General features: G+C 27.5%; 21 protein-coding genes, 1 tRNA gene and 1 pseudogene. 12 read left to right on the top strand and 11 right to left on the bottom strand.

Going from position 1 to position 25,752, the window contains the following annotated elements; genetic code table 11:
* On the top strand, positions 1-1,514 hold a 1,514-nt coding region (locus tag AVBRAN9333_RS03900; protein WP_336609459.1), incomplete at its 5' end, for a hypothetical protein.
* A 15-nt stretch (positions 1,515-1,529) separates the two neighbouring features.
* On the opposite strand, the gene AVBRAN9333_RS03895 is transcribed toward AVBRAN9333_RS03900, so the two are convergent.
* From AVBRAN9333_RS03895 to AVBRAN9333_RS03885, 3 genes are all read right to left on the bottom strand, one after another.
* Positions 1,530-1,973, bottom strand: a complete 444-nt coding sequence (locus tag AVBRAN9333_RS03895) for a hypothetical protein (RefSeq protein WP_214117507.1) — start codon at positions 1,971-1,973, stop codon at positions 1,530-1,532.
* A gap of 220 nt (positions 1,974-2,193) precedes the next feature.
* Complete coding sequence (locus tag AVBRAN9333_RS03890) at positions 2,194-3,969, bottom strand: dynamin family protein (protein WP_336609458.1); 1,776 nt, start codon at positions 3,967-3,969, stop codon at positions 2,194-2,196.
* On the bottom strand, positions 3,966-5,942 hold the full coding sequence (locus tag AVBRAN9333_RS03885; RefSeq protein ID WP_336607181.1) for a dynamin family protein: 1,977 nt from the start codon (positions 5,940-5,942) through the stop codon (positions 3,966-3,968). Before AVBRAN9333_RS03885 ends, AVBRAN9333_RS03890 begins: the two co-directional genes overlap by 4 nt.
* Before the next feature lie 211 nt (positions 5,943-6,153).
* Here AVBRAN9333_RS03885 and AVBRAN9333_RS09565 point away from each other — a divergent pair.
* Both AVBRAN9333_RS09565 and AVBRAN9333_RS09560 read left to right on the top strand, forming a co-directional pair.
* Positions 6,154-7,182: pseudogene (locus AVBRAN9333_RS09565) on the top strand (cache domain-containing protein); the annotation flags it as partial.
* 267 nt (positions 7,183-7,449) lie between these two features.
* A complete protein-coding gene (locus AVBRAN9333_RS09560) occupies positions 7,450-8,040 on the top strand; it encodes a methyl-accepting chemotaxis protein (protein WP_442862227.1) in 591 nt (196 codons plus the stop codon).
* 78 nt (positions 8,041-8,118) lie between these two features.
* Here the strand turns inward: AVBRAN9333_RS09560 and AVBRAN9333_RS03875 are convergent, their stop codons facing one another.
* From AVBRAN9333_RS03875 to AVBRAN9333_RS03865, 3 genes are all read right to left on the bottom strand, one after another.
* Positions 8,119-8,340 (bottom strand): helix-turn-helix domain-containing protein, encoded by a 222-nt coding sequence (locus tag AVBRAN9333_RS03875; protein ID WP_214117503.1) that lies wholly within the window; start codon positions 8,338-8,340, stop codon positions 8,119-8,121.
* Between the two features lie 306 nt (positions 8,341-8,646).
* Positions 8,647-9,939 (bottom strand): adenylosuccinate lyase, encoded by a 1,293-nt coding sequence (purB, locus tag AVBRAN9333_RS03870; RefSeq protein ID WP_336609456.1) that lies wholly within the window; start codon positions 9,937-9,939, stop codon positions 8,647-8,649.
* On the bottom strand, positions 9,936-12,116 hold the full coding sequence (locus AVBRAN9333_RS03865; protein WP_336609455.1) for a hypothetical protein: 2,181 nt from the start codon (positions 12,114-12,116) through the stop codon (positions 9,936-9,938). The genes purB and AVBRAN9333_RS03865 overlap by 4 nt, the downstream gene beginning before the upstream one ends.
* Before the next feature lie 156 nt (positions 12,117-12,272).
* Here AVBRAN9333_RS03865 and groES point away from each other — a divergent pair, with 156 nt between their 5' ends.
* The 3 genes from groES to traT all read left to right on the top strand — a co-directional run bounded on the left by groES (position 12,273) and on the right by traT (position 15,034).
* Complete coding sequence (groES, locus tag AVBRAN9333_RS03860) at positions 12,273-12,530, top strand: co-chaperone GroES (RefSeq protein ID WP_214117500.1); 258 nt, start codon at positions 12,273-12,275, stop codon at positions 12,528-12,530.
* A gap of 10 nt (positions 12,531-12,540) precedes the next feature.
* A complete protein-coding gene (gene groL / locus AVBRAN9333_RS03855; RefSeq protein ID WP_214119736.1) occupies positions 12,541-14,181 on the top strand; it encodes a chaperonin GroEL in 1,641 nt (546 codons plus the stop codon).
* A 190-nt stretch (positions 14,182-14,371) separates the two neighbouring features.
* A complete protein-coding gene (gene traT / locus AVBRAN9333_RS03850; RefSeq protein ID WP_214119737.1) occupies positions 14,372-15,034 on the top strand; it encodes a complement resistance protein TraT in 663 nt (220 codons plus the stop codon).
* 190 nt (positions 15,035-15,224) lie between these two features.
* On the opposite strand, the gene AVBRAN9333_RS03845 is transcribed toward traT, so the two are convergent.
* Positions 15,225-16,538 carry a cation:dicarboxylate symporter family transporter gene (locus tag AVBRAN9333_RS03845; protein WP_214119738.1) on the bottom strand — a complete coding sequence of 438 codons (1,314 nt, stop codon included), beginning with the start codon at positions 16,536-16,538 and terminating at the stop codon, positions 15,225-15,227.
* Positions 16,539-16,652: 114 nt separating this feature from the next.
* On the opposite strand from AVBRAN9333_RS03845, the gene AVBRAN9333_RS03840 reads away from it, so the two are divergent.
* The 4 genes from AVBRAN9333_RS03840 (at position 16,653) to AVBRAN9333_RS03825 (ending at position 20,103) form a co-directional block, all read left to right on the top strand.
* Positions 16,653-16,979 (top strand): rhodanese-like domain-containing protein, encoded by a 327-nt coding sequence (locus AVBRAN9333_RS03840; protein WP_214119739.1) that lies wholly within the window; start codon positions 16,653-16,655, stop codon positions 16,977-16,979.
* A 267-nt stretch (positions 16,980-17,246) separates the two neighbouring features.
* A complete protein-coding gene (locus AVBRAN9333_RS03835; RefSeq protein WP_284454203.1) occupies positions 17,247-19,316 on the top strand; it encodes a ribonucleoside triphosphate reductase in 2,070 nt (689 codons plus the stop codon).
* Positions 19,313-19,444: an anaerobic ribonucleoside-triphosphate reductase gene (gene nrdD, locus AVBRAN9333_RS03830; RefSeq protein WP_214117495.1), complete on the top strand. Its 132-nt coding sequence runs from the start codon at positions 19,313-19,315 to the stop codon at positions 19,442-19,444. The genes AVBRAN9333_RS03835 and nrdD overlap by 4 nt, the downstream gene beginning before the upstream one ends.
* Positions 19,441-20,103 carry an anaerobic ribonucleoside-triphosphate reductase activating protein gene (locus tag AVBRAN9333_RS03825; RefSeq protein WP_336609454.1) on the top strand — a complete coding sequence of 221 codons (663 nt, stop codon included), beginning with the start codon at positions 19,441-19,443 and terminating at the stop codon, positions 20,101-20,103. The genes nrdD and AVBRAN9333_RS03825 overlap by 4 nt, the downstream gene beginning before the upstream one ends.
* A gap of 27 nt (positions 20,104-20,130) precedes the next feature.
* Here AVBRAN9333_RS03825 and bamD read toward each other — a convergent pair whose 3' ends face one another.
* Complete coding sequence (gene bamD / locus AVBRAN9333_RS03820; RefSeq protein WP_214117493.1) at positions 20,131-20,793, bottom strand: outer membrane protein assembly factor BamD; 663 nt, start codon at positions 20,791-20,793, stop codon at positions 20,131-20,133.
* An 83-nt stretch (positions 20,794-20,876) separates the two neighbouring features.
* On the opposite strand from bamD, the gene fliW reads away from it, so the two are divergent.
* Together fliW and AVBRAN9333_RS03810 are read left to right on the top strand one after the other, a co-directional pair.
* On the top strand, positions 20,877-21,287 hold the full coding sequence (gene fliW, locus AVBRAN9333_RS03815) for a flagellar assembly protein FliW (protein WP_214117492.1): 411 nt from the start codon (positions 20,877-20,879) through the stop codon (positions 21,285-21,287).
* On the top strand, positions 21,284-22,021 hold the full coding sequence (locus AVBRAN9333_RS03810; RefSeq protein ID WP_336609453.1) for a pyrroline-5-carboxylate reductase: 738 nt from the start codon (positions 21,284-21,286) through the stop codon (positions 22,019-22,021). Before fliW ends, AVBRAN9333_RS03810 begins: the two co-directional genes overlap by 4 nt.
* A gap of 29 nt (positions 22,022-22,050) precedes the next feature.
* Here AVBRAN9333_RS03810 and AVBRAN9333_RS03805 read toward each other — a convergent pair whose 3' ends face one another.
* The 3 genes from AVBRAN9333_RS03805 to fusA all read right to left on the bottom strand — a co-directional run bounded on the left by AVBRAN9333_RS03805 (position 22,051) and on the right by fusA (position 25,751).
* A complete protein-coding gene (locus tag AVBRAN9333_RS03805) occupies positions 22,051-22,584 on the bottom strand; it encodes a YagU family protein (RefSeq protein WP_214117490.1) in 534 nt (177 codons plus the stop codon).
* 956 nt (positions 22,585-23,540) lie between these two features.
* Positions 23,541-23,617: transfer RNA gene (locus AVBRAN9333_RS03800), tRNA-Arg, on the bottom strand.
* 58 nt (positions 23,618-23,675) lie between these two features.
* Positions 23,676-25,751, bottom strand: a complete 2,076-nt coding sequence (gene fusA, locus AVBRAN9333_RS03795) for an elongation factor G (RefSeq protein ID WP_336609452.1) — start codon at positions 25,749-25,751, stop codon at positions 23,676-23,678.
* Position 25,752 lies beyond the last annotated feature (1 nt).

Genomic DNA, 25,752 nt, shown 5'->3' with positions numbered 1-25,752 from the left:
TTGAAATTAAAGAAGAAATTAATAATAAAGTAGTGGCTTTATTAGAAAAAGAAGATGATGAAAATTCTGATAATAATAAAGAAGATGAAGAAAATAATAATAATGACACAAATAAACCAGATATGCCAATAGTTCCTAGTGAGCCTGTTTATAATAAATATTTTTCAAATGCAGACAATAAAAACTATTATTATTCATCAAATACTAGCCTAAGAAGTGGCGATGTTAGACAAGACGCTGCAGAGCTTAATGTGAAAAAAGGTAGTTTAAATATCCTTAGTAATACTAAAAGCGGTAATAATATTACAGATTTTAAAAAAATCAGCGTTACAAATAATCAGCTAAACATATTAAAAACTACAAATGATGCTAATAGTGTTGAAGATTTTTCATATAGTTTAACAGATACTACAATTAGTGGTTTAGATGGATATAGCGATTTAAAATTTAGTGCTAATGATGGAAAAGTAAGTTATACTGCTAATAAAGAAAAATTAGAAGCAAATATTTTAGATGATAGTTTTTCTATGTTAAAAGACACAAGCACAAATTCTAATTATAATGCTATAGATAAAGAGTGGGGTAATTTTACAAATACATTATTTGAAAAAAATAAGGATTATTTCAATGTATCAGATTTAAATAAGGTATTTTATTATGGTTCAAATAAAGCTGCAATGCAGTTAAATCTTAAAAATTCATCTATTGCTTATTATTATGCAGATGCATATGAAGCTAAAAAACTTTATGCTGATTTTAAATATGCAAATCAAATATATTACGAAAACGCAAAGAGTTCAGGAAGTTCTTATGATAAGCAAACTTATGATGTATATAACAAAACCATATCACCTATTAACGGCTCATCTACTTATAATATACAAGCAAATGCTTCTAATGGCATTAAAAATCAAGATTTTGCTTTAAAAGCAGATAAAAATAAAGCAGAAATTAATTTTGGAAGTGTAATTTCTAGTTTGATGGATACTCAATTAGACCCGCAAAATAGATTTCAATACTTTTCTAATGAATTTGATAAATATAAAGATACTTATAAAAGTAAATATTTAGGTGCTGATGAAGATAAGGAATATTTTTATGCAGGTAGTGGAAGCTCAATTAAATTAAATCCCGCTAAGCAAGAAGTAGATAGTTATGTAGTATATGATGGTGGGTATGGAAATATTTTTAGAGTAACTTTTGATAAAAATATCGGAGATGCTACCTATGTTAAAAGAGTTGATGGTAGGGTTCAAGATGTTAAACATTCTCAAAAATTTAATATAAATAGTATTAGAGATGTAAATTCAGGTTATACACTAACAGTAGGCGATAGCAATAATGATTATAATTTTGCAGTGAAGGCTGATAAAGTTGGAGCTATATTAAAAGGCAATTTTAAGATAAATGGAGCTAATCATAACGTAGATTCTGATATTTTAAAATATGTAAATACTTCTGCAGCACATAAATTAGTTAAAGATACTTACGATAAAGCAGTTCAAGGAAAATAATAATTTTTAGGGGAGTTAGATTTGACCTAATTCTCCTAATAAACTTCTTAATTTATCATTTCTATATTTTATTTCTTCACTACATTTCCTAGCAATATCTATGCAAATATTTAAATAATTAGTAGTTTCATCATTTTCAAAATCAATATGTTTAGGATTTTGAATTTTATCTTTATTTACACATCCAAAAATATATGTTATTACATTTAAACTTGGAGTTAGTAATAAATATCTTTTATTATGATACATAATATATTGCTCGTTGCATTGTGTGGTTAATAGTGTGATTATTTCTTGTTTTATTTGTTCGTAAGGAGTATTTGGGAAATCTTTGGCTACTTTTTTGATAAATTTTTCATCATTAATTCTATCTTCTTCACTCTGCAAAAATACACTATCATTTTCAAGTAGTGTTTCAAGTTCTTTTAATATTTCAATAGCTCTAATGTAATCTTTCATTTTACCACCTACTATATTTATTACATTTATATTACATTAAAAAGAAAAATAAAGGTAAATTTTTTAGGTTATTTAATTAGTTTTTTTAATTAAAATAATTTTAATAATTAAGCATTTAGCCTAAATATTAGTATTTTTTATCTTTTATAGTCATAAATATATAAAATAATACATTGAAAATTTAAGTATAAATATTAAATATTTATACTTAAAAGGTCTTTTATATGTCAAAAGTTAAAAAAGAATTTGAAATAATATCTTTAATATTATTTAATTTAATTTGCCTATTATCTAGGCTTTTTGTATGTTTTAGCAGTATTGTATTTAACTCGTTTAGATATTCATTTTTTAATTTTATGATTTCTTTTTTATTTATCAATAGTTCTTCAAATTCAAAAAAACTACAATCAGTAAGCAATCTTTGATAAATTTCATTTTCACTAGGCAAATAAAGCTTAAATTGTTTGCTATCTAGCTCATAAAATTCACGACTTGCATTAATTTTTTCATAAAAAAATGATAGGCTTAATTTAGCTGCGTTTTCGTAATTATTTAATGCTTTTATATTTATTTTTTCAAAAAGCTTATTTAATTTAAGCTCATAATTATTTAAAGCCTTTTCATAATCATTTATAATAAGCTCATCTAATGCTTTATAAAAATCATCTGCTATTGCGTAAAAATCAGCATTTACAAGGTCATTGTAGTTTTTATCTAATTCTTTTGTTTTAGCAATATTTAAAGCATTTTTAAATTCTTTTAAAGGCTTGTGAAAATTATCTAAAAGGTTTAAAAATTGCTCGTTTATTTCTTTTCTAATTTTTAAAAATTGCTTATTAATCGTATCTTTGTTGTAAAAAATACTTAAAAATGTATCATCAGGATTTAAAGTTTTGTATGAATATTCGTTTTTATTAAAGCAATTTTTATGAAATACCCCATCATTTTGGGTATAAAAATAAGCATTTTTTACCTTAAAATTAGTCATAAATTCATTAGCAATCGTCCTTGCTATACTCTTTAAAGCATTTAAAATCTCATCATTAAAGCCACTATAATCAAATTCATTTTTTGCAAGTATTTCTAAATAATTTTTAATTTTACACTCTAATTCTTCAAGGCTTAGTTTAATCTCGCTAATAATTCCTAAAAGCTCATTATTTAATGTTTTTAAAGAAGCTTTTATATTATCTTCTTTAATGCTTGTTTTATTTAGATTTTTTAAAAAATCATAAAAGGCCAAAATATTTGAATCAGGATTATTTTCACTTGCTTGTTTGCAAGAAATTAGCTCAATTTTTTCAAAATACTTAGCAAAAACTTCATTTAAATAATTCTTTAATCTTAATTGCTCGGCTTCGTTTAATTTATCTTTTTGATTAATTAGACAAATCTTTTTTATATTTGGTTTTAATTCTTTAATAGCCTTTTCTTCACTAGCCTTACCAGCACTTTCAGCTAAACTTAGCCAAATTAAAGTATCAAAAGAATTAAATAAATTTTTAGAAAATTCTTCATCGGTAGTATTTGCATTTAGTCCTGGAGTATCAATTAGTGTAATATCTTTTAAAAGTTCGTTATTTGTAAAAATATTAATACTTTTAAGCCCATTTAGTTCTTCGTTTTGGTCATTTACAATATTGTTTGTAAGTTCGCTTAAGCCGTTTTCAAATTCTGCTAAAACTAAATCATTTAAACCATAATTAATATAAGTAGCAACAACGCTAACAGGTCTTGCCCCTGTAGCTAAAATATCTTTTTTAAAAAGCAGATTTAAAAGTGAGCTTTTACCTGAACTAAATTGTCCTATCACACCAACTTGTAATGGTAGATTATAATGCTTACATAAATTATCAATATTATTAATTAGTTTATTGCTAAGCATTAAATTAGGATTTTTTAGAGTGTTTTTTAAGGTTTTTAAATCTCCTAAAAAGCCTTTTTCATAACTTATATTATATTTTTCATTATATTCTTTTAAGACACTTTTTATCATTTTAAATTCTCTTTTATTTCTAATAATTTTTCTATTTTTTGTGTATTTAAGCTCAATAGATTTTCATCGTTAAATTCATTTATATTGATTTTTTCAATATGATAAATACTAAAAAATTCATTTTTCAAAAACTCATTAGCTAATTGTTTTTGCTCGCTAAAATTAAAAAAATTAAGATTGATATTTAAATAAATCGCATTTAATTTATTATTGATTGCATTTTCACTTTTATCACTTAGCAAATCAAGTTTATTTATGATTTTTTCAAATTCTTCAAATATTTCTTGTAATTTATTTTTATCAAAAATAATTTCATAATCTTTAGTAATATTTAGCCTTGCTTTAATTTCATTAAAATCATTTAAGAATTTATTACTCATACTTGAGTTAAGCCCATTTAATAAATCTTTAAAACCTTGAAAAATTACATTTCTTACCTTTTCGTTTGAGTAATTTTTGTCATAATTTAATTCATCAAAAATCCTAGCAGCTTGATTTTTTGCTAAAAAGCTTAATTCGTGTGCTTGGATTTTGTAGTCTTTATTTAAGTATTCATTTAGCGATATTTCAAGTTCTTGTTTTAAGGCTAGTTTTTTGGCATTTTCGTTTTGTAGATTTTCTATATTTTTCATATATTCGTTTTTATCTAGCTTTAAAGAATTGTTTATATTAGTTAAAAGCGTAATTTCTAAATCAATTAGATTTTTAAATTTTTCGCTAATGCTATTTATAAATTCTTGTGAGCTAGTAGAATTAAAGCAAACATCGTTTAAATAGGCTTTTAAAGCATTTATTTCACCTTTTGAATTGTCTTTTTTAAATTCACTAGCACTTACGCAAAATAGCTCATAATTAGGTGTAATATCTAGGTTTTTAAGCTCATTGTTAAAGCGATTTTTGACATATTCTTTTAATTTAATTTGCTCATCAATACTTATTAAATCACTTTTTGTAAGCACTAAAACTAGCTTTGAATTAGGATTATTTTTAGCAAAACTTGTTAAAAATTCTAAATCTTTAATGCTAAGTGCTTGAGTGCAAGTCATAAGGTATAAAACACAATTAGCAGTTTTTAAAAACTCTAAGCTTTTTTGTTCTCTACTAATTACTACATCATCAAGACCAGGAGTATCTATTATATTTATTTTATTTTTTAAATACTCGTTGTTTAGATGGATTTCAATATCTTTTACAAAAATACTTATGCTAGAATTTGCACTTGTATAATCGTATAATTCGTTTATTTTTACTTCAACGCTTTTATGCTCAACAAAATCAATATTAAAGATTTTATTTAATTCTTCATTCAAACTAGCTTGAGTTTTTAAGGCATTAAATTCTGCTTCATTATAAAAATTTACTTTTATTTTTTCATTTTCATCATAGCTAATTACACTAAGATTTGCCGTTTCAGGTGCATTTGATACACCTAAAAAATCTTGATTTAATAAAGCATTTATTAGGCTACTTTTTCCTGCGTTAAATATCCCACTAAAAGCTATTTTATAATCTTTGCTAATTAATTGAGTATAAAACTCATCAAGCTTATCTTTAAGCTCATTGCTTAGAATTTGTTGTAAATTTTTATAAATATTTTCAAGTTTATCTTGGCTTTTTTTAAAATTATTATTAAATTCTTTTGATGAATTTATTTTTGTATTTTGAAGATAAGTGAAGATATTTTCTTTTATTTTTAATAATTTTAATTTTTCAAGATAAAAGATTATTTCAAGTGGATTTAAAAGATTATTGTGAATAGAATTTAAAACAGCAATTTGCTTCATTTTAAGCTCAAAAAAACTATCAGTATTTAGGTATTGTTTGTATGTTTTTAGATTTAATAATTCTTTATAATTTAATTCATTAGCACATAAAATTAATGCGGCAAGTTCGGGATTAAAAATATTTTCTTCATAGTTAAAATCAAGATTTCCTAATTCATCATTCCATAAATTTTTTAATAATTCTTGCAATTTAATTCCTTTTTGAAAAGATTTAAAAATCTTAGCTATTAAGACTTAAAGAAGTGTTACAAATAGTAATTAGGAGAAAAATTATCTAGTTTTTGTGTAAAAACTACTCAAATACCTATAAATATTTTAATTATATTTATCAATTAATTATATTTTTATTATATTTTTTGTGTTAGTATCTCGCCGAATTTTTAATAAAAAAAGGAAAAAAATGAGTTTTAAAAATAAAATTTATTTAACATTAATTGTGTTATTAGTCGTTGGATATTCGGCTCTAACCTACATTAGTTATAGCACTAGTAGCAAAACTATATCTGCTAATATTGAACGCTATTTAGATGATATTGTAGATAAGAATTTAAATTACATTCAAAATTTCATTAGCATAACAGAGCAAAGCATTAAAGAGACTGCTAAAACTTTATCTAAGTTTGATTCAAATTCTAAAGAAGCTTTTGTGCCTTACTTAGAAAATGAAACTAGGGTTTTAAATTCTCCTATGGTATTTTTAGCGTTTGAAGATGGCTCTATGTATGATGGCACAGGCTGGAAAGCACCTTTTGATGCAACTCAAAGAGGTTGGTATAAACAAGCAAAACAATTAAATAAAACTTTTGTAACCGATGTTTATGAAGACGCTCAAACTAAAAAATTAGTTATGTCAGTAGTTTCTCCAACTTATGATACAAATTCTAATTTTAAAGGTGCTTTAGGTGCTGATGTTACCTTAGATAAAGTTTCTGATTTTTCTAAAAATGCTGGAATTGAAGGTGGAGCTTTATATGTTTTAGATAATTATGGAATGATTATTGGTTATCCTGATCAACAATTAATAGGTAAAAAATTAGTAGAAGTATTTCCTGATTTAAAACCAATGCTTGATGAAATGTATTCAAAAAATAGTGGCAAATTAGAATTTGAATTAAATGGAGTAAAGCAAATTATGGATTTTAGCACTATTCCTGAAACTGGCTGGAAAGTTGCTGCTGCGATAAATAAAGAAATAGCATTTAAAGATGTTAGCAATCAGTTTAAAACGCTAATAATCGCAAGTGTTTTAGCTATTGTGGTTACTATTGGTATTGTTATATTGGTTTTAGTTTATTTGTTTAGACCATTTGATAGACTAGGCTTAATGATGAAAGATTTAGCAGTAGGGGAAGGTGATTTAACAAAAAGAGTTGCGATTAATGGTAATGATGAAATAGCTCAAATAGGAAAGCATGTAAATACTTTTATACAAAAAATCCAAACTTTAATAGCTAATTCAAAATCAACTTCAACAGAAAATGCAAGTGTAGCTCAAGAATTAAGCTCAACTTCACTAGCAGTAGGTAAGCAAGTAGAAGAAGAAACTACAATAATAGGTTGTGCTACTAAAGCAGGAGAAGCTATATTAAAAGATATAGATGTTACCGTTGAACACGCTGAAGAGAGTTCAAAACAACTTGAAACAGCTAGTGATAATTTAGATATTATTAAAAATCAAATATTAAAACTTGTTTCAGTGCTAGAAAATCAATCTTTACAAACCACTGAATTATCAAATAAATTAAATCAAACTAGCCAACACACAGAAGAAGTTAAAAATATCTTAAATGTTATAAACGATATAGCAGACCAAACTAATTTATTAGCATTAAATGCAGCTATTGAAGCAGCTCGTGCGGGTGAGCATGGTCGTGGATTTGCTGTGGTTGCTGATGAGGTTAGAAAATTAGCTGAAAGAACGCAAAAAAGCCTTGCAGAAATAAATACAACAATAGGTGTGGTAGTTCAATCAGTAAATGATGCGTGTGGAGAAATGGAAAAGAACGCTCAAGATATTTCAAATATTTCAAAATCTAGTGTTCAATTAGAAGAAGTGGTTAATGAAAACTCTTTAATCGTTCAAACAAGCATTAGTGCTAATAAAAATAGCGTAAATGAATATAAAGATATAGCTAAGACTATTCGTAGTGTTATAACTCAAATTGAGCAAATTAACAAAATCGCTAATTCAAATGCTAGAAGCGTAGAAGAAGTAGCAGGAGCAAGTGAGCATTTATCTAAGATGACTATCAAACTTGATGAAGAATTGGGTAAATTTAAAATCTAATTTAAACCAGCTAAATGCTGGTTTAATTTTTTAGTGGAATTTAAATCTAAGATTATTTGTAAAAGTTTTTTAATATTGTTAGTTTGATAGGATTTCTTTTAATTTTCTGAAGTCTTTTAATTCATTTTCTAGTTTATAAACTTTTTTTAGCAAATTCATAGCAGCTATGGTTCTTGTGCTTATTCTATTTGTAGCAATTGCAATTCTTAAACTCCCTTCACTCATTCCAATTTTTTCTGCTAATTCTTTGTAGGTTAGATTGTTTTCTTTACAAAATGTTTTTATTTCTTCTACTTTCATACCATATCCTTAATACAAATATATTTTTTATATAATATCATTTAAATGATTAAGCAAAATATATATTTTTTAAATTTTTGTATTTTTTTATGATGATAAAAGTAATGAATATATTTTAAGTGTAAGCATAGTCAAGCTTTTTATTAAATGAAGCAAGCAAGAGATAGGAATGAAAAATAATAATTTACAAATTATATTTATAAGAATATATAAAGAATTATCAAAAGTTATTAAAGAAACAAATAAAGCTAAAAAATTAGTTTTAAAATGAGATAAATAATAGGAATTTGAAATTCCTATTATTTTTTACAATCCCAAACGCTCATAAATCTTATCAATATTTTTAAGATGATAATCAACTAAAAAAGCATTTTCAATTTCTTCGGTGCTTAAGATTTCGCAAATTTCTTTGCTATTTTTTAATAATTCTTTAAACTGAAGCTTTTCGCTCCAAGCCTTTTTAGTTAGTCCTTGCACTAAATCATATGCCATCTCACGACTTAAACCCTTTTGAATAAGGGCTAAAAGCACTTGTTGAGAGAAGATTAATCCATAAGATTTATCTAAATTACTTTTCATATTTTCAGGATAAATCATAAGATTTTTTACAATAGAACTAAATCTTTTTAGCATATAATCAAGCAAAATCGTTACATCAGGAAGCATAATTCGCTCTGCACTAGAATGGCTAATATCACGCTCGTGCCATAGATTTATGTTTTCGTAAGCAGTTATTAAATACCCCCTAATCACACGGCTAAGACCACAAATATTCTCACTTCCTATTGGATTTTTCTTATGTGGCATTGCAGAGCTGCCTTTTTGATTTTCACTAAAATATTCAAGCATTTCTACGCATTCAGTTTTTGCAAGGTGTCTTATCTCTGTAGCAAATCGCTCAAGTGCACTTGCAATCAACGCACACACGCTTATGTAATTTGCGTGCAAATCTCTAGGTAAAACTTGAGTGCTGATATTTGCTACATTTAATCCAAGCTCTTTACAAATATCAAGTTCTACTTCTAGTGGAACATTTGCATAAGTGCCTACTGCACCGCTAATTTTTCCTACTCTAATCTCTTCACTAGCGTTTATAAAACGCTCATAATTTCTTTTGATTTCTTCGTAAAAATAAGCAAATTTTAGCCCAGTAGTAGTAAGCTCTGCATGAACTCCGTGAGTTCTTCCTATTTGTGGAGTATATTTATAAAGACTTGCTTTTTCTTTTAAAATATCTAAAAGATTTTCTAAATTAGCTTTTATTATTTCATTTGCTTTTTTTAGTTGAATTGCTTGTGCAGTATCTACTACATCAGTGCTTGTTAGTCCATAATGAACCCATTTTCTCTCATCGCCTAAATTAAGTGATAATGCTCTTGTAAAGGCTATTACATCGTGTTTGGTTTGCTCTTCTATTTCTTTTATTTTTGCTATATCAAACTTAGCATTTTTATATAGTTTTTCTAAATCTTCATTAGGAATTACACCTATTTTATTAAACGCCTTGCAAGTTGCAAGCTCAACTTCTAGCCAAGCATTAAATTTAGCTTCTTCACTCCAAATACTTGACATTTCAGGGTTTGAATATCTTGCAATCATTTTTTACCTCCAAATAATCCTTTAAGAAGATTTTCAGCAGGTTTTAATGTTTCATTTATTTTTTCACCATTATTTTTGCCTGTTATTTTATCTAATACTTTTACAGCATTTTCTATAGTATTTTTTGCATCAGGAATGAATTTAACATCATCATTTACACCTGAAAATGTTCCTTTAATTTCATTATTATTAAATGCTACAAGAGCAGGTGCATTGATACTTTTTGTAAGAGTATTATATGTTCCATTATTTACTTCAATTTTTGCACTTGTTGCACTAATTTTTGCATTATAATCAATTAGATTTTTATTAATATTTACTAATACATCGCCTTTATCAAAAATAACTTGGGTAATATCAGTATTTAAAATCGTATTAATTAATTTTATAGTTTTGTGATATTTTAAATGTCCTTTTCCAAGATTTGCAACTAATTTTCCATTAGCATTTTTTAAATCATAATCTAAATTCCCATTGATATTTGCCTTATAAATATCAATTAAATCAAAAGATTTTGCAAGATTATCTAAAGCTACGCTAGTTAAATTAGCGTTAAATTTATCCCCATTTAGCTTAGCAGCTAATGAACCGCCAAAGAATTCTTTTGAGTTTAAAGTAAGATTTAATATCTTATCAAAAGTTAAATTCCCATCAACTTTTACATTTCCGCTCATATTTTTATTAAGTAAAGCGTTAAAATTAGCTAGATTTGCACTCGCATCATAATTTGCGTTTGCTACGCCTTTTTTGTAATTACCATTTGCGTTAAAACTATCTACTAAATCAGTATTTAATTTAGCGTCAAAACTGATATTATCAGCACCATTTAGCTTAATATCAGCGTTTGCTAATACTTTTGAATTAATCTCTAAATCATATTCTTTTTTGAAATAACTTGGGATTGTTTTTCCGTTTATATTAAGATTTGCCGAGCCTATTAGGTTTTTTAAATCGCTTAATTTTGCGTTTATATTAATATTTGCATCTAACATTTTATCTTGATTTAGCAAGCCTAATAAAGCTAGAGATTTTAGACCTTCAATATTAGCTACTAAATCATTTCTACCCATTTTTATATCTGATTTTGCACCTAATAATAAACCATTTACATTCGCATTTTCTAAACCATTTTTATCTAAATTAGCACTAGCTTTAAGATTTATTATTTCATCGCCACTAAGTTTTAAAAGTCCTGCGTTAGCTCTTAAATCAGTATTAATTGCAGTTTTGCTATTAGATAAATCGTGAGTGATTTTTAAATCTTTTGCATTTATATTTTTACCACTAACTATAGAATTTATATTTGCTAATTTATTTTTAAAATTAATTTGCGAAGTGATTTTTAAATCAGAATTTAAATTAGGATTTATGAAAGCTAATTCAGTAAGGCTTGTAACTAATTGCCCTTGAACTTCTAATTTATTAAGATTTATAGGTTTAAAATCACTTGTAATATTTAAAATATTTGATTTTACATTGATATTTGGAGTAATTTCATTAGCTTTATAAGTATTTTTAGAATCAATTATAACCTTACCAAATCTTGAAATGTCAATTCCAAATTCTTTTGTGATACTTGGTTTTAGCTTAAGTTCTGAATAAATATTAATTAAAGCTTTTGCATCAAGTTTGTCTTTATCAAATTCATCAACATTTGCATTTAGGTTGATAAATCCACTTGCATAATCAACATTTGCGATTTTGCTTAATTTTTCTACATCTAAATTATTAGCATTAAGATTTAGTTTAGTTGGAAAATAATCTTTTATATTTGCATCAAGTGTAAGTGGGCTAGTAAAAATAACACCTTTTCCATCTATGTTAAAATTATTAAAACTACCATTTATATTGCCTTTAATGTTTAAAGGGTCGGTGATTTTTAGGGTTTCTAGGTTTTTTCCATTTAATTCATAATTTATATTAAGATTGCGAGATAATAGTGAAAAATCTCCATTAACTGCTGCTTCAAGCATTCCATTAACTAAAACTTTTAAATTAATAGTTGAAAATCTCAATTCAAATTCTTCAATTTTAACTGCTATATTTGAATTTTCATTGATTTTTTTCTCTGCTATATTTTTTACGAAATTATTTCCAAAACTTGTAAATAACACACAATAAGCCCCTATAACAATTATTAAAATCAAAGCAAGGAGCGAATAAATAACTTTTTTCATAATACAACCTTTCGTTTTCTTCATAAATAAACTTGAGCTATTTTCACTAAAGTTTCTTTAGTTATTTTTTATCATTTAGTGATTTGATTAACTTATTTTAATTATAATTTAGCACTCAAAGAATTAGAGTGATAAACCACAAGAAAGGAAGAAAAAATGAATTTTACTCCACTAAATAAGCGTGTATTAATCAAATGCGCAAATGAAACAAAAACAACAGCTTCAGGAATTATTATACCTGACAATGCTAAAGAAAAACCACAACAAGGCGAAGTTGTAGCAGTTGCTAAAGAAATTAGCGATATTAAAATCGGCGATAAAGTAGTATTTGGTAAATACGCAGGTAGCGAATTAAAAATTGATAATGAAACATATTTAATTTTAAGTTTTGAAGATATTTTAGGAATTTTATAAGGAGATTTAGATGGCAAAAGAAATTTTTTATTCAGACGAAGCTAGAAATAAATTATATGAAGGCGTTAAAAAATTAAGTGACGCTGTAAAAGTTACAATGGGGCCTCGTGGCAGAAATGTATTAATTCAAAAAAGTTTTGGTGCTCCAACTATTACAAAAGATGGTGTTAGCGTTGCAAAAGAAGTTGAATTAAAAGACACTTTAGAAAATATGGGTGCTAGTTTAGTTCGTGAAGTTGCAAGTAAGACAGCTGATCAAGCAGGAGATGGAACTACAACTGCAACCGTTTTAGCTCACGCAATTTTTAAAGAAGGTTTAAGAAATATAACAGCTGGTGCAAATCCAATTGAAGTTAAGCGTGGTATGGATAAAGCTTGCGAAGCAATTATAGCTGAACTAAAAGCTTTAGCAAAACCAGTTGCAGGAAATAGAAAGCAAATCGCACAAGTTGCTACAATTTCAGCAAATAGTGATGAAAAAATCGGACAATTAATTGCAGATGCAATGGAAAAAGTAGGCAAAGATGGCGTTATCACAGTTGAAGAAGCAAAATCAATCAATGATGAATTAAGCGTTGTTGAAGGTATGCAATTTGATAGAGGTTATCTAAGTCCATACTTTATCACAAATGCTGATAAAATGAATTGCGAATTAAGCAATCCATTAATTTTACTTTATGATAAAAAAATCACAAATCTAAAAGACATTTTACCTGTGCTTGAAACTGCACAAAAAAATGGTCGCCCACTTTTAATCGTTGCTGAAGATATTGAAGGCGAAGCATTAGCAACTTTAGTTGTAAATAAATTAAGAGGAATTTTAAATATAGCTGCAGTTAAAGCTCCTGGTTTTGGTGATAGAAGAAAAGCAATGCTTGAAGATATTGCAATCTTAACAGGTGGAACGGTAATTTGCGAAGAAATGGGAAGAACACTTGAAAGTGCAAACGCAGCTGATTTAGGAAGTGCTAGCTCAATCGTAATTGATAAAGATAATACTACAATAGTAAATGGTGCAGGTAGCAAAGACGCAATTAATGCAAGAATTAATCAAATTAAAGCTCAAATTGCTGAAACTACAAGTGATTATGATAGAGAAAAATTACAAGAGCGTTTAGCAAAATTAAGTGGTGGTGTTGCTGTTATTAAAGTTGGTGCTGCAACTGAAACTGAAATGAAAGAGAAAAAAGACAGAGTTGATGACGCACTAAGTGCAACTAAAGCTGCTGTTGAAGAAGGTATAGTAATTGGTGGTGGTGCTGCACTAATTCACGCTACAAATAGAATTAATCTAAATCTTGAAGGCGATGAGTTAATCGGTGCAAATATCGTTCGCCGTGCAATCAAAGCTCCAATTCGCCAAATTGCAGAAAATGCAGGATTTGATGCAGGAGTTATCGTAAATACAATTGAAACTTGCAAAGATGAAAACAAAGGATTTGATGCTGCAAGTGGCGAATATGTAGATATGTATGAAGCAGGAATAATTGACCCTGTTAAAGTTGAGCGTGTAGCATTACAAAATGCTGTAAGCGTTGCTTCAATGCTACTTACAACAGAAGCTACAATAAGCGATATTAAAGAAGATAAACCTGAAATGCCAATGGGTGGCGGTATGGGTGGTATGGGTGGAATGCCTGGTATGATGTAATACCACTTTTAAAAGCTCCAATTTTGGAGCTTTTTATTATTTAAATTCCTAAATTATTTTATTAACTTCATTTCATAAATCTAATTTAATCATATCTTTAAAAAACTATTTATTAAAAGAAATTTTAAGCTTATATTAAGAATCCCCCCCCCCATATAATAAAAGTTTAATTTATTTTAGAAGAACCTTTATGAAAAAGACAATTTTAAGTATTGTTGGTATTGGTTTTATGTTTGGTGCTTGTGCTAGTAATTCTTTGGAGCTTGATACTAAATTAAATAATAGTATTTTTATTGAACCAGTTGCTAAAAGCAAAAAAAGTATATTTGTATTTGCAAAAAATACTAGTGATTGTAATGTAAATATTGAATTAAAACTGATTGAAGGATTAAAAAATAAAGGCTATACAATATTAAATGAACCTACTAATGCTACTTTTATTGTAAGCACTAATATTGTTGAATGCTCTAAAAAAAGTGAAGAAGAATTAAAGCAAGATGCTTTAAAATCAATTAATCCAGCATTTGCTGCTTTTGCTAATAATAAAAGTTTTGCAAGTTCTATTATAAATAATATTACCGGCGAAGAATATACAATAGAATTAAAAGCTGATGTTAATATTAAGCAAAGAAGTGCAAATAAGGTAATTAATCAAAACAATAATTATGATATAAAAAATTCAAATTCATCTTTAAAATTACAAAACAATTCAAAATCTCAAAATTACGAAAGTGATTTCATTGAAAACTCAACAATAATTAATGCAAAAGCAAAACAAAGAAATATTAAGCTTGAAGAAGTATTACCTATACTTGAGAATGAAATGGCGAAGAAGATATATAATTTATTCTAATTTTTAAGGAATTTAAATCCTTTTTAAATTCCTTAATTCAGGTAAAACCTTATTTTTCTTGGTTTTCATTATTTTTTTTAATAAAAATTGTTGCTATGCAAACTAGCACAGCAAATAAAGAAAAAGCTTGTTCTAACACTTGCATTTGATATCCTTTCATATTGCAGGATATCAAAAGCAAAAAGTATTCCTAATCTTGTATTTTAAAATCATTAGGGTGGTCTAGTGCGTAGCGGAATTTTTCCATATCTATTTGTTTATTCCATATAGCAACTATTAAGCAAGCAACAGAGTTACCGCATAAGTTTCCACACGCTCTCATCTCACTCATAAACTTATCAACTCCTAATAAAACGGTGATTGTTGCAACAGGGATTAAATTATCTCCTAATGAGCTAAGAGTTCCTGCTAAAACGATAAAGCCGCTTCCTGTTACTCCAACAGCACCTTTACTAGTAACCATTAATATAAGTAAAATTGTAATTTCTTGCCATAAGCTAATATCTATATTAAATGCTTGTGCTAAAAATATTACACTCATAGCTAGATAAATATTTGTGCAATCTAAGTTAAAGCTATATCCAGTAGGTAAAACTAAACCAACACAGCTTTTATCAATTCCTGCTTTTTCTAATTTTTTCATAAGTGGTAATAATGCACTTTCACTTGAGCTTGTTGTAAATACGATTAATAATTCTTTAGCTATAAATCTAATGAATTTAAATATATTTACTTTAGCTACATAACAAATTATTCCTAAAACTCCAAATATAAATACACAACAAGCAGCAAGCATAACAAATAATAAATATCCCATATTTACAAGTGAGCTTAAGCCAAATTTTGATATTAGATAAGCCATAGCACCAAATGTAGCAAGTGGGCTAAAATACATAATTAAAGTAAGAATTTTAAATACAAATGATTGGAACACTTCTAAGGCTTTTTTGATATATTCTCTATCTTGTTCTTTTAAAGTTATTACAATAAATGCTGTAAATAATGCTATAAATAAAACTTGCAATGTTTTTCCATCTGTAAATGGGCTTACTAAATCTTGTGGAATTGCTCCTTTTAAAACTCCCCAAAAACTACTTTCACTACCTTGAGAAGCTTTTACATATTTATCAACACTTGATGCATCTAAAGCATTGATATCAAGATTCATACCAACTCCAGGTTGCATAATTCTTGCCATAAATATACCTACGATTAGAGCAAGTGTGCTTACTACTTCAAAGTAAATTACAGCCTTAACACCAATTCCGCCGATTTTTTTAATATCTCCTAGTCCAACTATTCCTAGAATAATCATTACAAAAATGATAGGTCCAATTAAAAGCTTTAATGCTTTAATAAACATATCAATAAACACTTTAGACCAAATAGCTAGATTTTCTATTCCAAGTGCTTCTATTTTAATAGGAGGCATGGCTCCAACAACAATTCCTAGGATTAATCCTACAATAACCCAAAAAATAAGGCTTTTAAAATACCTGCTCATTTTTTTTCCTTTTTTAGATAATATTCACTCATAATAACCAAAAAAATATTTTTTTGATAATTTTTAATGATAAATTAGATAAAAAATGTTACGAATTTACACAAAGGATAAAATATGAATATAAATATCAATGCAAAAGATATAGATTTTGACAAACATTTAATAGTAGATATTAGAACTCAAGAAGAAATAGATGAATTTAGTTTAGAAGATACTTTACTTTATCCTATAGATTTTAATACAGCTGATGAAGAAATTATCAAAAAAGACTTTGATGAGCTTATTAAAAATAATTCTAAAACATTAGTAATTATGTGTAGAAGCGGAGCAAGAAGTGCGTTTTTATGTGAGTTTTTAAATCAAAAAGAAAAAATCGCTCTTAATTTATCAGGTGGTATTATTGCAATGTGTCAAAATTACCCAGATAAAGTAAAAAATTAATTAAAATCATTACAATATGTAACATATTTGACTATTTATAATAATTATTATTAAAATAGTCAAATAATTAAAATTTTTAAAAAATTCTTATTTTAAATTCTCTTTATCAAAATCAAACAAAGTCCGATACTATAAATGTTTTAAATATTTTAAAATTATTATTAATTACTTTAAAGTTTCAGTTTGATTTTGGCTTAACTTAGTAGCAACTTTTCTTTAACTTTTAAAAATAAAATGAAAATATTCATTATAAAAAGGACAATCAAAATGATACTTAAAAGAAATGGATTAAAAGAAGTTTTTAAACCTTATAAGATAGAAAATGCTATCAAAAAAGCTTATGCAAGTTGCAATAAAGAAGCTTCAAATTCTTTAATATCTTTAGTTATTAAAGAGTGTGAGAATAAAGACTTAGTAAGCGTTGAAGAAATACAAGATAAAATTGAAAAAACACTATTTAATGAAAAAGAATTTGAAGTATTGAAAAGCTTTATGCTTTATAGACACACTAGAAAACTTCGTCGTGAAAAAGACCTAGAATATGGCACTTATATTAACTGCTCAAATACAATAAGCGAATATATAAACAAAAGCGATTGGAGAATTAATGCTAATTCAAACACAGGCTATTCTCACGCAGGACTTATAAATAATACTGCAGGAAAAGTTATTGCAAATTATTGGCTAGATAATGTCTATAGTGATGAAATGGGCTTAGCACATAGGAATGCTGATTTTCATATACACGATTTAGATTGTCTTAGTGGATATTGTGCGGGTTGGAGTTTAAGAGTATTATTAAATGAAGGATTTAATGGGGTAAGAAGTAGGGTTGAAAGCAAAGCTCCTAGGCATTTTAAAGAAGCTTTAGGGCAAATGGCTAATTTTTTGGGTATTTTACAAAGCGAATGGGCTGGGGCACAAGCATTTTCAAGCTTTGATACTTATCTTGCTCCTTATGTTTTTAAAGATAAATTGAGTGATTTAGAGATTAAAAAGGCTTTAATAAGTTTTGTTTATAACCTAAATGTTCCTGCTCGTTGGGGACAAAGTCCATTTACTAATATTACTTTAGACATAGTTTGTCCACAAGATTTAAAAAATCAATTTCCAACCACTAATGATATTCATTTTTTTAAGGGCATAAAAGATGATGAATTAGAGCAAAAGGCAAAAATGCGTGGCAAAAACTCACTAGAAGAGCTAACTTATGGTGATTTTGAAGAAGAAATGCAAAGAATTGTTAGGATATTTTATGAAGTTTTAAGCGAAGGCGATAAAAACCATCAGCCCTTTACCTTTCCAATACCTACTATAAATCTTACTGAAGAATTTGATTGGAATAGCGAAGTAGCCGATGCGATTTTTGAAAATACAGCAAAAATGGGCTCATCATATTTTCAAAATTTCTTAGGTTCACAATATAAATTAGATGAGTTTGGCAATAAAGTAGAAGATGAAAATGCTTATAAACCAAATGCGGTTCGCTCTATGTGTTGTAGGCTTCAGCTTGATTTAAGAGAATTGTTAAAGCGTGGCGGTGGGCTTTTTGGAAGTGCTGAAATGACAGGAAGTATTGGTGTAGTTACTATTAATCTAGCTCGTTTGGGATATTTATATAAAGCAGATGAAAAGGGTCTTTATAAACGCTTAGATGAGTTATTAGTTTTAGCCCGTGATAGTCTTGAATTAAAAAGGGCTTTCATTCAAAAAATGTATGATAGGGGGCTTTATCCTTATACTAAAAGGTATTTGCCAAGTTTTAATAATCATTTTTCAACTATAGGGATAAATGGGGCTAATGAAATGCTTAGGAATTTTAGCAATGATGCTTATGATATAAGTTCAGAAATAGGAAAAGATTTTTGCATTAAATTAGTAAATTATATTAGAGAAAAAATTAAGCAATTTCAAGAAGAAACAGGTAATTTATATAATCTTGAAGCCACTCCAGCAGAAGGGACGACTTATCGTTTTGCTAAAGAAGATAAAAAAAGATTTAAAGATATTATCCAAGCAGGAAATGGTGATGAGATTTATTATACAAATAGCACACAACTACCTGTAAATTACACTGATGATCCATTTTTTGCACTCAATATGCAAGATGATTTGCAGTGTGCTTATACGGGTGGAACCGTTCTTCATCTTTATATGAAAGAAAGATTAGAAAACAAAGAAATTTGTAAAAGATTGGTTAAAAAAATAGCGAATAATTATCGTTTGCCATATTTTACGATAACGCCTGTTTTTAGCGTATGTCCAATACATGGATATATTGCAGGAGAGCATGAGTATTGCCCTAAATGTGATGAATTATTAAAGGAGAAAGAATGAAAAATAATGAAAAAAGAACAAAATGTATGGTTTATACTAGAGTAATGGGTTATCACAGACCCGTAGAAAGCTTTAATCTAGGCAAAAAAGGCGAACATAAAGAAAGGAAAATGTTTGTTATCAAATGATTTATGATATTACCCCTTTTAGTGTGATTGATTATCCTAATTATATCTCTTGCATAGTGTGGATTGCAGGTTGTAATTTAAGGTGTAAATATTGCTATAACGAGCATATTATCAATGGTTTTTCTAATGTAAGTAAGAATCAATTAAAAAGCTTTTTAGAAAGTAGAGTAGGTTTGGTTGATGGGGTTGTTTTTAGTGGTGGAGAATGCACTAATTCTTCTAATTTATTAGATTATATAAAATTAGCAAAAAGCTTAGGCTATTTAATCAAAATTGATAGTAATGGTTCAAATCCTAAGGTAATTAAAAATATTTTAGAAAATGATTTAGCAAATTATTTTGCTATTGACTTTAAAGCCCCTAAAGAGAAACTAAAAGCTCTTACGGGGCTTGATTATTTTGATGAGTTTGATAAGACTTTAGATATTTTGCTAGATTTTAAAGCAGAATTTGAAATAAGAACTACTTGGCATTTTGACTTACTTAGCGTTGATGAAGTGCTTAAGATGAATGAGTATTTAAGAAAAAAGGGTTATAAAAATAAATATTATTTGCAAAAATTCCTAGAAGTGCCAAATATTGCTAATCTAAAGCAAAGCATTAAAACGATTGATTTTAATAGACTTGATGATGATTTTTTGTTAAGGAATTTTCATTAAATAAAATTTAGGAATTAAATTCCTAAATCAAAGTGCGTAGCTGCTTTCAAATAATCTTCTATACCAAGGAAGTCTTGGTTTTATATATTTAATATCATTTAAATCACTATCTTTAATCTTTTTATCATAGATTTCTTCGCTTATATCGTGTCCCATTCTTCTATATAAATTCCTAATATCAGTATCTAGCATAATTTGAGTAAGATTTAATTTAGTCTTAATACTATTTACTAAAGGCGTATATTTTGAATTCTTATAAGTAGACAAGAAAATATCAGCATCTTTAATTGAATCTAAAAGTAAATATTGATTTCTATTAGGCAATGAAAAAGCATAAAAATTATTTCTAATTTTAAGATAATTTAGCCATTCGTAATTTTGGCTATTACCATATAGCTTTATATATTCATCTATGTAATAATTTGCTAATAAATACTCGTGCTCATTTGCGTGTGCTTGTGATAAAATTAGCATAGCACTTGCTAAAAGTGGGCTATTTATATGCTCGCTATACAAAGATATATAATCACTATCTGCTTTTTCTAAATCATTCTTTTTTACACTTTCAATGATTTTTTCTAACCAAGCACTATCGCTTAAATTATAATCATCAAACATATCTTTTTTATTGCTAGCACAAGCGCTAAAAAATATCGTTAAAATTAGTAAAAAAATATTAAGTTTTTTCATTTATTTTCCTTTAAAAAGGCGATTATAAGTTCTAATGTTAAATATTTATTATATACTTAGGATATTTTTTTAAAGGAGAAATAATGATATTTGAAGTTAAGTTTCCTATATTAGGTTTTGAAGATACTACAAAAGTAGAGTTAGAAAAAATGTATGATTGTTTCGCGAGATTAAAGAGTGTTGATGGTAGAGGTTTTACATTTACTATGCTAAATCCTTATGCTATTTGTAAAGAATACGAATTTGATATGCCACTTTCTTACAAAGCTTTACTTGAAGTTACAGCTAGTTCAAATATTGAAATTTATAATATTTTGATTTTAAATAAAAGCGTTGAAGAATCTACTATAAATATGTTAGCTCCAGTGATTTTAAACCACGATAATAACACTATGGCACAAATTATTTTAGACCCAACTCAATATCCATTCTATCATCCAACAGAAAAGATTAAAAATTTCTTACAACAAAATATGAATGAACTAAAGCAATGAATGAAAATATTTATATCCTTGGCAATGGCAAAATGGCGAAAGCTATTGCTAAAGGATTAGAGAATTCAAATTTTAATGTGGTTTTTGTAGTAAGAAATAAATTAAATGTAGGTATTAAAAATTGTATTTCTTATGAAGAATTTGATATTACTAATAAGATTTGTATTTTATGCTTTAAGCCATATAATTTAGATGAAGTTAGTAAAAAATTTTTAGGTAAAACTGCAAAAATTATCATTAGTCCTTTAGCAGGAATTAGTATTGATAGTTTAAAAGTAATTGCATCTGAATATTATTTAAAAATTATGCCAAATATTGCTGCTGAATACAATAAATCTTGCACTACTTATGTAGGAGATAAAACTCATAAATATTTTGATTTAGCTTTAAATATTATTAAAGGTTTTGGGGTAGCAATAGAATGTGAGAATGAAAATGAGCTTAATTTAGCTATGGCCATTAATGGTTGTGCCCCTGCGTTTTTAGCGTTAGTTGCTGAAGCTTTAGCTAATGGTGGAGTTAGTATAGGGCTTAAAAACGATAAATCTTATGAGTTGGTAAAATCATTATTTGCTAGTTTTGAGAGTTTAATTGCTAATAATCATCCAGCATTAATTAAAGAAGGTGTATGCTCTCCAGCTGGAGTTAGTATAAAAGGTGTTAATGTTTTAGAAGATGAAGCTGTTAGAAGTGCTTTTATAAAAGCTATAAAAGCTAGTGCAAATAAAAATTAATTTACACACCTAAAAAAGGTGTGTAAAGCTTATTCAATATCAGGTGATTTTGTAATTCTATTTCTTATATCTCTTCTTACTATTTCCATTCCCCATAGCCATACAATATGTCCAAATATTTCTGATAAATGTTCATCAAATGGAATTTGTGATAAAGGTGGAACTTGTGCTATTAAAGGCATTACAATTACATGCGCGAATAAATATACGAAGAATCCAAATACAGCACCTTGCCACATTTTAATACGAGGCCAAATTTCTGCAATCATACAATACATAACACCAAATACAATTGAAAATCCAACATGAACAATGAAAATTGATAAAGGCATATCCATACCTGAAAACATATAAGTAAAATCAGTAGGCATACCAATTTGTTCTAAAAATATTTTAGGTGGAGTTGTTCTTTCTAATGCATCAAGAGGCCAAACAAAATTAGGATTTCTTGGTGGAAATGGCACTTCCCAGCCCCATTTAACAATAGCACCGAATATTCCAGCTAGAATTCCAATCCAAAAAGATAAAGCCAAACGCCTATCGCTAGGTTTTGTAAAAGTCATAAAATCTCCTTAAAAATAAATTAAAACTGAATTATACTAACTAATATTAATAATTAAATAAAATATATTATCTTTTAATAATATTTATTAATTAATTACCTAAATTATTAATTTTATTTGAATAAATTAATATTGTTTTTCATACTATTAATTTAAATAAATATATATTTTTTATATATTATTTTATAAAATTTTAAAAGTATTATTTTAAATTATTTATAAATAATATATAGATAATTATTTTAAGTATATGTTATAAATTAGAAAAGTATAGTGATAGTATTTATAAAATAAAGATAAGGTTTGTAGTATTTAATTTATAATATATGTTTTTTATTTGTAATAAAAGCTTTTTTTATTTCAAGTATTGCAACTGCTCTTATATTTATTTAAACTTATGGTATAAAGCTATAATTTATATGCTAATAATTACAATATTATTTTCTCTATATTGGTTACATTTAATAATCATAGTCTTATCCGTGAATATTTAAGATTTTTGATAATTGCTAGTTTAGTTAATTGGAAATAATATATTTAAACATTTTAGAATTCAAATACATAAATTATACTGCATTGGCATTTGCAATTTTAGTATACAAATCAATATATTAAGCTTAAAATTAGTGCTTAAATACGATTAAATATATTAGAATTAATATTTTAAAATATTAAGAGTATTTTTTAATAGTAATTAATAAAGAGAATGCAAAATCACTTATACATTTAGTTAAATTATTAGATTGGTTATATCTCACATAAATATAGTAGAAACGCTTTCTTTGTGCCTTTTAGGTTTTATGCTTTATCACTCGCTATTTATTTATGATTGTTTCTTAGTAATTTTTTAAATATTTTAAGTCTTATTATATGTTTTTATAAGTAAAGATAAAATATAAAATAATTATAAAAAATACTTTAGAAGCTTAAATATATATTTTAAAATCAATATTAAGTGGTGTCCCCAACAGGATTTGAACCTGTGGCCTTAGAATTAGGAATTCTACGCTCTATCCAGCTGAGCTATGAGGACTAAAAGATTTGATTATTATTTTTTGAAGAACTAGGGACTAAAATCCCTAGTTTAGATATTACATATTTCTTTTTTTGATGATTTCTTCAGAAACATTTCTTGGAACTTCACTATAGTGGTCAAATTCCATTGAATATGTAGCACGACCTTGTGTTTGGCTTCTTAAGTCAGTTGAATATCCAAACATTTCAGCAAGTGGGCAGAATGCTGCGATGATTTTATTTCCACCACGCTCATCCATACTATTTACTTGACCACGGCGTTTATTTAAATCTCCAATTACATCACCCATATAATCTTCAGGTGTTTCAACTTCAACTTTCATAATAGGTTCAAGTATTACAGCACCAGCTTTTCTAGCACCTTCTTTAAAGCCCATTGAAGCAGCTAATTTAAATGCCATTTCGCTTGAGTCAACTTCGTGATAACTTCCATCAAATAGTGTAACTTTTACGTCTTCTACAGGATATCCAGCTAAAACACCATTTTGTAATGCTTCTTGAATACCTTTATCAACTGCAGGAATATATTCTTTTGGAACAACCCCACCTTTAATATCATTAACGAATTCGTATCCTTTACCTGGCTCAAGTGGCTCAAGGCGTAAGAATACATGTCCATATTGACCACGACCACCAGATTGTTTTGCATATTTATATTCTTGCTCAACACTTTGGCGGATTGTTTCACGATAAGCAACTTGTGGCTTACCTACTTCAGCATCAACTTTAAATTCTCTAAGCATTCTATCTACGATAATTTCAAGGTGTAATTCACCCATACCTGAAATAATAGTTTGTCCGCTTTCTTCATCAGTTGAAACTCTAAAGCTTGGGTCTTCTTGTGCAAGTTTATTAAGTGCGATACCCATTTTTTCTTGGTCAGCTTTAGTTTTTGGCTCAACTGCAACACTAATAACAGGATCAGGGAAATCCATTTTTTCTAAAATTACTTTATCTTTTTCACTTGCTAAAGTATCACCTGTTAGTGTATCTTTTAGACCTACGATAGCACCAATTTCTCCAGCATAAAGTTCTTTAATTTCCTCACGCTTGTTTGAGTGCATTTTTAATAAACGACCAATTCTTTCTTTTTTATCTTTTGTTGCATTGTAAGCATAACTACCACTTTCAAGTTTTCCACGATAAACACGAACGAAAGTAAGTTGTCCAACGAATGGGTCAGTCATAATTTTGAATGCTAATCCTGCAAATTCGCCATCATCAGTTGATTTAACACTTGTTTCTGTGCCGTCTTCGTATTGACCACGAATATCTGCAACTTCATCAGGAGCTGGTAAATATTTTACAACAGCATCTAGTAGTGGTTGAACACCTTTGTTTTTGAATGCAGTTCCGCAACACATAGGAATAATTGATAAATCAAGGCAACCTTTTTTGATACCTTTGTAGATTTCATCGTTTGTTAATTCTTCTCCACCTAGGTATTTATCCATTAGTTCTTCACTAGTTTCAGCAACTGCTTCTACTAATTTTGTTCTATATTCTTCAGCTTTTTCTTTTAAGTCAGCTGGAATTTCAATTTCTTTATAATCTGTTGGTTTTTTATCATCATCCCAAACATAAGCAACCATTTTTACTAAATCAACTACACCACGGAATGTGTCTTCAGCGCCAATTGGAATTTGAATTGGAACTGGATTAGCTTTTAAACGATTTTTAATTTGTGCTTCAACATTATAAAAATTTGCTCCAACTCTATCCATTTTATTTACGAATACTATTCTTGGAACATGATATTTATTTGCTTGTCTCCATACGGTTTCACTTTGTGGTTGAACTCCACCAACAGAACAAAATACTGATACAGCACCATCTAAAACCCTCATTGAACGCTCAACTTCAATAGTAAAGTCAACGTGGCCTGGGGTGTCAATTAGGTTGATTTGGTGGTCTTTCCAAAAGCAAGTTGTAGCAGCTGAAGTAATTGTAATACCACGCTCTTTTTCTTGCTCCATCCAGTCCATTGTAGCTGTACCTTCGTGAGTTTCACCAATTTTATGACTCATACCAGTAAAGAATAAAATTCTTTCTGATGTTGTAGTTTTTCCTGCGTCAATGTGCGCAGCAATACCAATATTTCTAACACGAGATAAAGGAGTTTGTCTTGCCATT

Source organism: Campylobacter sp. RM9333 (assembly GCF_020137705.1).
Classification (GTDB): Bacteria; Campylobacterota; Campylobacteria; order Campylobacterales; family Campylobacteraceae; genus Campylobacter_E.
Note: the sequence above shows the minus strand (reverse complement) of the source record. Positions and strands in the feature narration are given on the sequence as shown.